A 6,629-nucleotide genomic window follows, 5' to 3' on the forward strand; every position below is an offset into this window, starting at 1 on the left:
CGGTTTCCTCTAGCTTTCGATCTTAGCCAGGTCTGCGACCTGATCTGTCAGCGCCTTCAGCCGGGCCAGAAGCCCCAGGCGGTTGCGGCGCAGCGCCGCATCCGCGTCGTTGACCACCACCTTATCGAAGAAAGCGTCAACCGGATGGCGGAGTCTGGCCAGCGCCGCCATGGCACCGGCAAAATCTTCACCGCCCAGCGCGGTGCCGACGGCGGGCGCCGCCTCGTCCAGCGCGGCGGCCAGGGCCTTCTCCTCCGCCGCCGCCAGCAGCGCGGAGTCGGTGGAAGGCGCGTGCGGGCCGTCCTTCTTGTCCTCGATGCGCAGGATATTGGCGGCGCGGCGGGAGGCGGTGAGCAGGTTGGCCCCATCCTCCCCTTCCAGGAAGAGGCGCAGCGCCTCGGCCCGGGCCAGCAGGCGCACCAGGTCGGGGTCCGTGGCGGCGCCGAGCGTCGCGGCCAGCACGTCGTGGCGCTGACCTTCGGCGCGGAGCTGCACGCGCAGGCGCTCGGCCAGGAAGTCCATCAGCCCGGCGGCGAAGGCGGCGACCATCGGCGGGTGGGCCGACTTGGGGTCGGGCTGCCAGCCGGTGTTCAGCTTCTCACTGGCCACGGCCATGCCGAATTCAGGCTCGGCGGTGGTGCCGACGGCCTGCGGGAAGCCGAAGAAGGCTTCCGCCAGCACATCGGCCAGGTCCAGCCGCAGGTTGTTCTCGCGGATGATGCGGATGACGCCCAGCGCCGCGCGGCGCAGCGCATAGGGGTCGCCGGAGCCGGTCGGGCGCTCATCGGCCGCGAAGAAGCCGGCGAGCTGGTCCAGCTTGTCCGCCAGCGCCACGGTGATGGCGACGGGGTCGGTCGGCACGGAATCGCCTGGGCCCATCGGGCGGTAATGCGCGGCGATGGCCTCGGCCACGCGCGCATCCTCCCCGTTATGCAAGGCGTAGTAGCGGCCGATGATGCCCTGAAGCTCCGGGAACTCGCCCACCAGCCCGGTGGCGAGGTCCGCCTTGGCCAGCTTGGCGGCGCGGGCGGCGAGCGCCACGTCGGCGCCCAGCTTCGGCGCCAGGAAGCGCGCCAGCTTCTCCAGCCGCTGCACGCGCTGGCCCTGGGTGCCCAGCTTGGCATGGAAGACCACCGAGGCCAGCTTCGGCAGGAAGCTTTCCAGCGTCTGCTTGCGGTCCTGGTCCCAGAAGAAGCGGGCATCGGAGAGGCGGGCGCGCAGCACGCGCTCATTGCCGGCGATGATGGCCTTGCCGCCATCCGTCGCCTCGATATTGGCGGCCAGGGCGAAGAAGGGCGCGGCGGCGCCATCCGGCTTGCGCAGCGCGAAATAGCGCTGGTTGACGCGCATGGTGGTGCGCATCAGTTCCGGCGGCAGGTCCATGAAGGCATCGTCGATGCGGCCGAGCAGCGGCACCGGCCATTCGACCAGCCCCCCCACTTCTGCCAGCAGGCCTTCATCCGGAACCACCTCGACCCCCTCCGCCGCGGCCAGGGCCGCGATACCGTCACGCACACGCTTGGTGCGCTCCGCGGGGTCGATAACAACATGCCGCGCGGCCAGTTGCGCCGCGTATTCGGAAAAATTGTGCACCGCAAAAGCGCCGGGCGACATCAGCCGGTGGCCCTCGGTCTCATTGCCCGAGGCCAGGCCATGGCCGTCATCCTCGCCCTGCGCCAGGGAGAAGGGCACCACCGCGCCGTCGAACACGCAAAGGATGCGCTTCAGCGGCCGCACCCAGACAAAGCTGCTGGTGCCGCCCCAGCGCATCGACTTCGGCCAGGGAAAGCGGCGCAGGATGCCGGGGATGATCTCGGCCAGCAGCGCCGGGGTCGGCTGCCCTTCCTTGCGGATCACGGCGAAGAGATACTTCGTGCCCTTCACCTCCCGCTCTTCCAACTGCTCCCGCGTCAGGCCGGTGGCGCGCAGGAAGCCCTCCAGCGCCGGGCCGGTGGCATCGGCGCGGGGGCCGCGGCGCTCCTCGTTCACCGGGGCGGTGGCGGCGGGCAGTTCGGCCACCAGCGTCAGGCGGCGGGGGCCATAGAGGGTGCGGAGCCCTTCCGCCTTCAGGCCCGCGCCCTTCAGCGCATCGCCCAGCAGCCGCGCCAGGTCCTCGGCGGCGCGCGCCTGCATGCGGGCCGGGATTTCCTCGGAGAAGAGTTCAAGCAGGAGTTCGGGCATTTGGGGGCGCGCCTAGCGGGTACGGGTCGGGTTCGGGGCGGAGGTGCGGGCCGTCAGGCGCCCGCCACCCAGGTCTCGCAGCAGGATTTGGCCAATGCGCGGACGCGGCCGATGTAGCTGGCGCGCTCCGTCACGCTGATGGCGCCGCGCGCGTCCAGCAGGTTGAAGAGATGGCTGGCCTTGATGCACTGGTCATAGGCCGGCAGCGCCAGCCTGCGCTCCACCAGCGCCGCGCATTCGGTCTCGGCATCGCGGAAATGCTCGAAGAGCTTCTCGATATTGGCGTGCTCGAAGTTGAAGGCGGAATATTCCCGCTCGGCGCGCAGGAACACATCGCCGTACTTCACGCCCTGGCCGTTGAAGTCGAGGTCGTAGACGTTCTCGATGTTCTGCACATACATCGCCAGCCGTTCGAGCCCGTAGGTCATCTCGAAGGAGGGATGCACCACCGGAATGCCGCCGACCTGCTGGAAATAGGTGAACTGGCCGACTTCCATGCCGTCGCACCAGACTTCCCAGCCCAGGCCCCAGGCGCCCAGCGTCGGGCTTTCCCAGTCATCCTCCACGAAGCGGAAGTCGTGCTTCAGCGGGTCCAGCCCGATCTCGCGGTAGGAGGCCAGCAGCAGGTCCTGCGCCTTTTCCGGGCTCGGCTTCATGATGACCTGGTACTGGTAGTAGTGCTGCAGGCGGTTGGGATTCTCGCCGTAGCGGCCATCCGACGGGCGGCGGGAGGGCTGCACATAGGCCGCCTTCCAGGGCGCCGGGCCCAGGGCGCGCAGCGTGGTGGCCGGGTGGAAGGTGCCGGCGCCCATTTCCATGTCGTAGGGCTGCAGGATGACGCAGCCCTGTGCCGCCCAGAAGCGGTGCAGGGTCAGGATGATGTCCTGGAAGGACAACGGCTTGGCAGCCGTGGAGACGGCAGGAGCGGCAAGATCGGTCATGGTTCTGGCGCGGGCCTTCAGGGCACTTTGTTCTGGCGGCCGTCCTGGGCTTGCGGCCGGGCCGTGCAGCGCAGCATAAGGGCCACCTTACCGACCGGCAAGGAAGGCACAGGCCATGCCCCATCGCACAAGCGCCGAGGCGCTGATCCGCGCCTATTATGCCGCCTTCAACACCGGCGATGCCGAAGGCATGCTGGCCCTGATGACCGATGACGTGGTGCACGACATCAACCAGGGCGGGCGCGAGACCGGCATCCCGGCCTTCCGCACCTTCATGGCCCGCATGAATGCCCACTACAAGGAAGAGCTGCGCGACATCACCGTGATGGTGGATGCCGAGGGCCGCCGGGCCGCGGCCGAGTTCACGGTGCATGGCACCTATCTGGCCACCGACGAGGGGCTGCCCGAGGCCAGCGGCCAGACCTACGTTCTGCCCGCCGGTGCCTTCTTCGAGGTGCGGGAAGGCCGCATCGCCCGCGTCACCAACTACTACAACCTGGCGGACTGGGTGGCGCAGGTCGGGGGCTGAGCGCCCCCTTCCCGGCTCAGAGCGCCCATTCGCCCTTGCGCATGACGGGCGTGGCGTTGCCCGCCGCGTCCAGCCCGTCCACGTCCACGCTGGCCGAGCCGATCATCCAGTCCACGTGGATGAGGCTGGAATTGCCGCCGGCCGCCGCGAACTGCTCGTCCGTCAGCGTCTTGGCGTTCACAAAACACTTCTTGTAGGCCTGGCCCAGCGCGATGTGGCTGGCCGCGTTCTCGTCGAAGAGCGTGTTGAAGAAGAGCAGCCCGCTCTGCGCGATCGGCGAGGAATGCGGCACCAGCGCCACCTCGCCCAGCCGGCGGGCGCCCTCGTCGGTGCCGATCATCTTCTGCAGCACCTCCTCGCCCGTGCTGGCATGGGCCTCGACCACTTGCCCGCCCTCGAAGCGCACGCGGATATCGCGGATCAGCGTGCCGCCATGCGCCAGCGGCTTGGTGGCGGAGACGGTGCCTTCCGTCATCGCCGCATGCGGCGTGGTGAAGACTTCCTCCGTCGGGATATTGGGGTTGGAGGAGATGCCGTTCCTGGCCGTCGAGATGCCGCCCATCCAGGCATGGCCATCCGCCAGCCCCACCTTCAGGTCGGTGCCGGGGCCCTGGAAGCGCAGGGCACGGAAGTTGCGCTCCGTCAGGATCTTGCGCTTGGCCATCAGCGTGGCGTTGTGCTCGGCCCAGGCGGCCTCGGGGTCCGGGCGGTCGGCGCGGGTGGCGGCGAAGATGGCGTCCCACAGCTTCGCCACCGCCACATCCTCCGGCACATCCGGGAAGACGCTGCGGGCCCAGGCGGCATTGGCGAAGGGCACCAGCGACCAATTGATGGCGGAGGCCGTGATCAGCTCCAGCGCCGGCCGATAGGCCTTGGAGCGGGCACGGTTGGCGCGGGAGATCTTCTCCGGGTCCTGCCCGGCCAGCAGGTTGGGGTCGTCGCCCACGATGGCCAGCCGCGCGGCGCCCGAACGGTAGGCGGCGGCCATGCCCTCGTACATCCAGGCGGGGGCCACGTCGAAGCTCTCGTCCCGCGCATACTTGTAGCGGGCCAGGGCGGACTGGTCGTCGGCGAAGATGGTGGTGACCAGGGAGGCACCGGCCTTGTAGGCGGCCTCGGTGATCTTGCGGGCCAGCGGCAGGCTGTCGAGGCCGGCGGTCATCACCACCTCCTGCCCCTCGGCCAGGTTCAGGCCGACGCGCACCGCGACCTCCGCCAGCTTGTCCAGCCGCGTGTCCGTGCTCGGGAAATTGGTGTCCATGGCCTTCGCGCTCCCTGGGTCAGTCTGGCGCGATTGCCCCCCGGCGGTAGGGTGAAGTCAAGCCCGGCACGCATGCCCTGGCGTGCCGGGTGGCATGCTCAGGCGGCGCCCTGCCTGTCCTTCTCCGGCGGCAGGAAAGCCACGCCATAGCGTGCCGCCAGCGCCGCCATGGCTTCCGGAGTGCTGGGCTGCTCGCGGTCCACATCGGCGAAGAAGCCCTCGAAGCCGCCGGGCGTGACCATGCACATCAGGCGGTTCTCCCCCTCCCCCAGGGCCAGGAAGGCATGCGGAACGCGGCGCGGCAGCAGGATGCAGCCACCCTCCCCCAGTTCCACCGCATCCTTGCCGCAGCGGAAGCTGAAGCGGCCGGACAGGACGCGGAAGAACTCGTCCTCCCGTTCATGGACATGCAGGGGCGGCCCTTCCCCGGCCGGCAGGTTCATCTCGAACAGGCCCATGCCGCCGCCGGTGACGGCGGCGGTGAAGCGGATCAGGTAGGTGCCGAAGGCCCTGGTGTGCAGGCCCTCTCCGGGCGATGAGGCGACGGCCCTGGTGAGGCTGGACATGTCCGGTGCTCCGTCTGGACGCGGCTTCGTGGAAAGCCTGTACACGGCCAGGGCACCGAATTTCATTACGACATTGTCACGATAACCACGATGGTGTCAGAGCCCGATGCGCCCCCAGGCCGCCCGCTCCTCGGCCAGGGCGGCGGCATGCGCCAGCGCCAGGGCCGCGCCGCCGCCCAGCAGCCGCATGGGCAGCGGCGGCTTGCGGGCGCCGAAGCGCACCACCTGCGTCTTGTCCCCGAAACGGCGGCGGATCTCGGATTGCGCATCGCCCAGGCGGTCGATCAGCCCCAGCGGCAGCGCCTCCCGCCCCGTCCAGAAGCGGCCGGTGAACAGCTCTTCCTCCGGCGCCGTCAGCTTCGCGCCGCGCCGGCCGCGCACCCAGTCCTTGAACTCACGATGGATGGAGGAGAGCAGTTCCTCCAGCCGCTCCTGCTGTTCCGGCTGCACCGGGCGGAAGGGGTCCAGGAAGGATTTCTGGCCGCCCGCCGTGGTCAGCCGCCGCTCGACGCCCCAGCGCTCCATCAGCTCCTGCACCCCGAAGCTGGCGGAGATGACGCCGATGCTGCCGACGATGCTGGCGCCATCGGCCACGATCTCATCCGCCGCGCAGGCCAGCCAATAGCCGCCGGAAGCCGCCGCATCCTCGACGCAGGCGATGACGGGCACCTTCTTTTCCTCCGCCAACCGGCGGATGCGGGCGCCGATCAGCGCCGATTGCACCGGCGAGCCGCCGGGCGAGTTGATGGCCAGCACCACCCCGGCCAGCCGCTTCAGGGCGAAGGCACGGTCCAGGATGGGGCCGAGATGCTCGATATTGAGGGCGGGGCCGCCGACGGGGCCGCCCCGGGCGGCGATGACGCCCGCCAGCCGCACCATAGCGACACGGGGCTGGCGGGAGAGGAAGGGAATGCGCATGCCCCTTCAGATGTCCTCCCTTCCCGCCCCCGACAAGCCATGGCAGTGAGGGGCCGATAGCTGACGAGGAGCCTCGCCATGAAGACACGCGCCGCAGTTGCCTGGGAGGCCGGCCAGCCGCTCTCCATCGAGGAGGTGGACCTGGAAGGTCCGCGCGAGGGGGAGGTGCTGGTGGAGGTGAAGGCCACCGGGCTGTGCCACACCGACAAGTACACGCTCTCGGGTGCCGATCC

Annotated in this window: 6 protein-coding genes and 1 pseudogene; 2 read left to right on the forward strand and 5 right to left on the reverse strand. The window is 69.6% G+C overall.

Annotated elements, in window-relative coordinates:
- Positions 1 to 9: 9 nt before the first annotated feature.
- Entirely contained in the window at positions 10 to 2,181 is a 2,172-nt protein-coding gene (gene glyS, locus EBE87_RS14195; protein WP_120640314.1) for a glycine--tRNA ligase subunit beta, read from the reverse strand.
- A gap of 53 nt (positions 2,182 to 2,234) precedes the next feature.
- On the reverse strand, positions 2,235 to 3,122 hold the full coding sequence (locus tag EBE87_RS14200; protein ID WP_120640315.1) for a glycine--tRNA ligase subunit alpha: 888 nt from the start codon (positions 3,120 to 3,122) through the stop codon (positions 2,235 to 2,237).
- 115 nt (positions 3,123 to 3,237) lie between these two features.
- Between EBE87_RS14200 and EBE87_RS14205 the strand changes: the two genes are divergently transcribed.
- A complete protein-coding gene (locus EBE87_RS14205; protein WP_120640316.1) occupies positions 3,238 to 3,651 on the forward strand; it encodes a ketosteroid isomerase-related protein in 414 nt (137 codons plus the stop codon).
- A gap of 16 nt (positions 3,652 to 3,667) precedes the next feature.
- Here the strand turns inward: EBE87_RS14205 and EBE87_RS14210 are convergent, their stop codons facing one another.
- The 3 genes from EBE87_RS14210 to EBE87_RS14220 form a co-directional block, all read right to left on the reverse strand.
- The gene (locus tag EBE87_RS14210; RefSeq protein WP_120640317.1) at positions 3,668 to 4,912 is read right to left on the reverse strand and encodes an aminopeptidase; all 1,245 of its coding nucleotides are present in this window, start codon (positions 4,910 to 4,912) and stop codon (positions 3,668 to 3,670) included.
- Between the two features lie 98 nt (positions 4,913 to 5,010).
- Positions 5,011 to 5,478 carry a cupin domain-containing protein gene (locus tag EBE87_RS14215; protein ID WP_120640318.1) on the reverse strand — a complete coding sequence of 156 codons (468 nt, stop codon included), beginning with the start codon at positions 5,476 to 5,478 and terminating at the stop codon, positions 5,011 to 5,013.
- 96 nt (positions 5,479 to 5,574) lie between these two features.
- A complete protein-coding gene (locus tag EBE87_RS14220; protein ID WP_120640319.1) occupies positions 5,575 to 6,396 on the reverse strand; it encodes a S49 family peptidase in 822 nt (273 codons plus the stop codon).
- A gap of 78 nt (positions 6,397 to 6,474) precedes the next feature.
- On the opposite strand from EBE87_RS14220, the pseudogene EBE87_RS14225 reads away from it, so the two are divergent.
- A pseudogene (locus EBE87_RS14225) lies at positions 6,475 to 6,629 on the forward strand (S-(hydroxymethyl)glutathione dehydrogenase); the annotation flags it as partial.

Origin of the sequence: Teichococcus wenyumeiae, from assembly GCF_003696345.1 — a bacterium.
In the GTDB taxonomy this organism is placed as follows: Bacteria; Pseudomonadota; Alphaproteobacteria; order Acetobacterales; family Acetobacteraceae; genus Pseudoroseomonas; species Pseudoroseomonas wenyumeiae.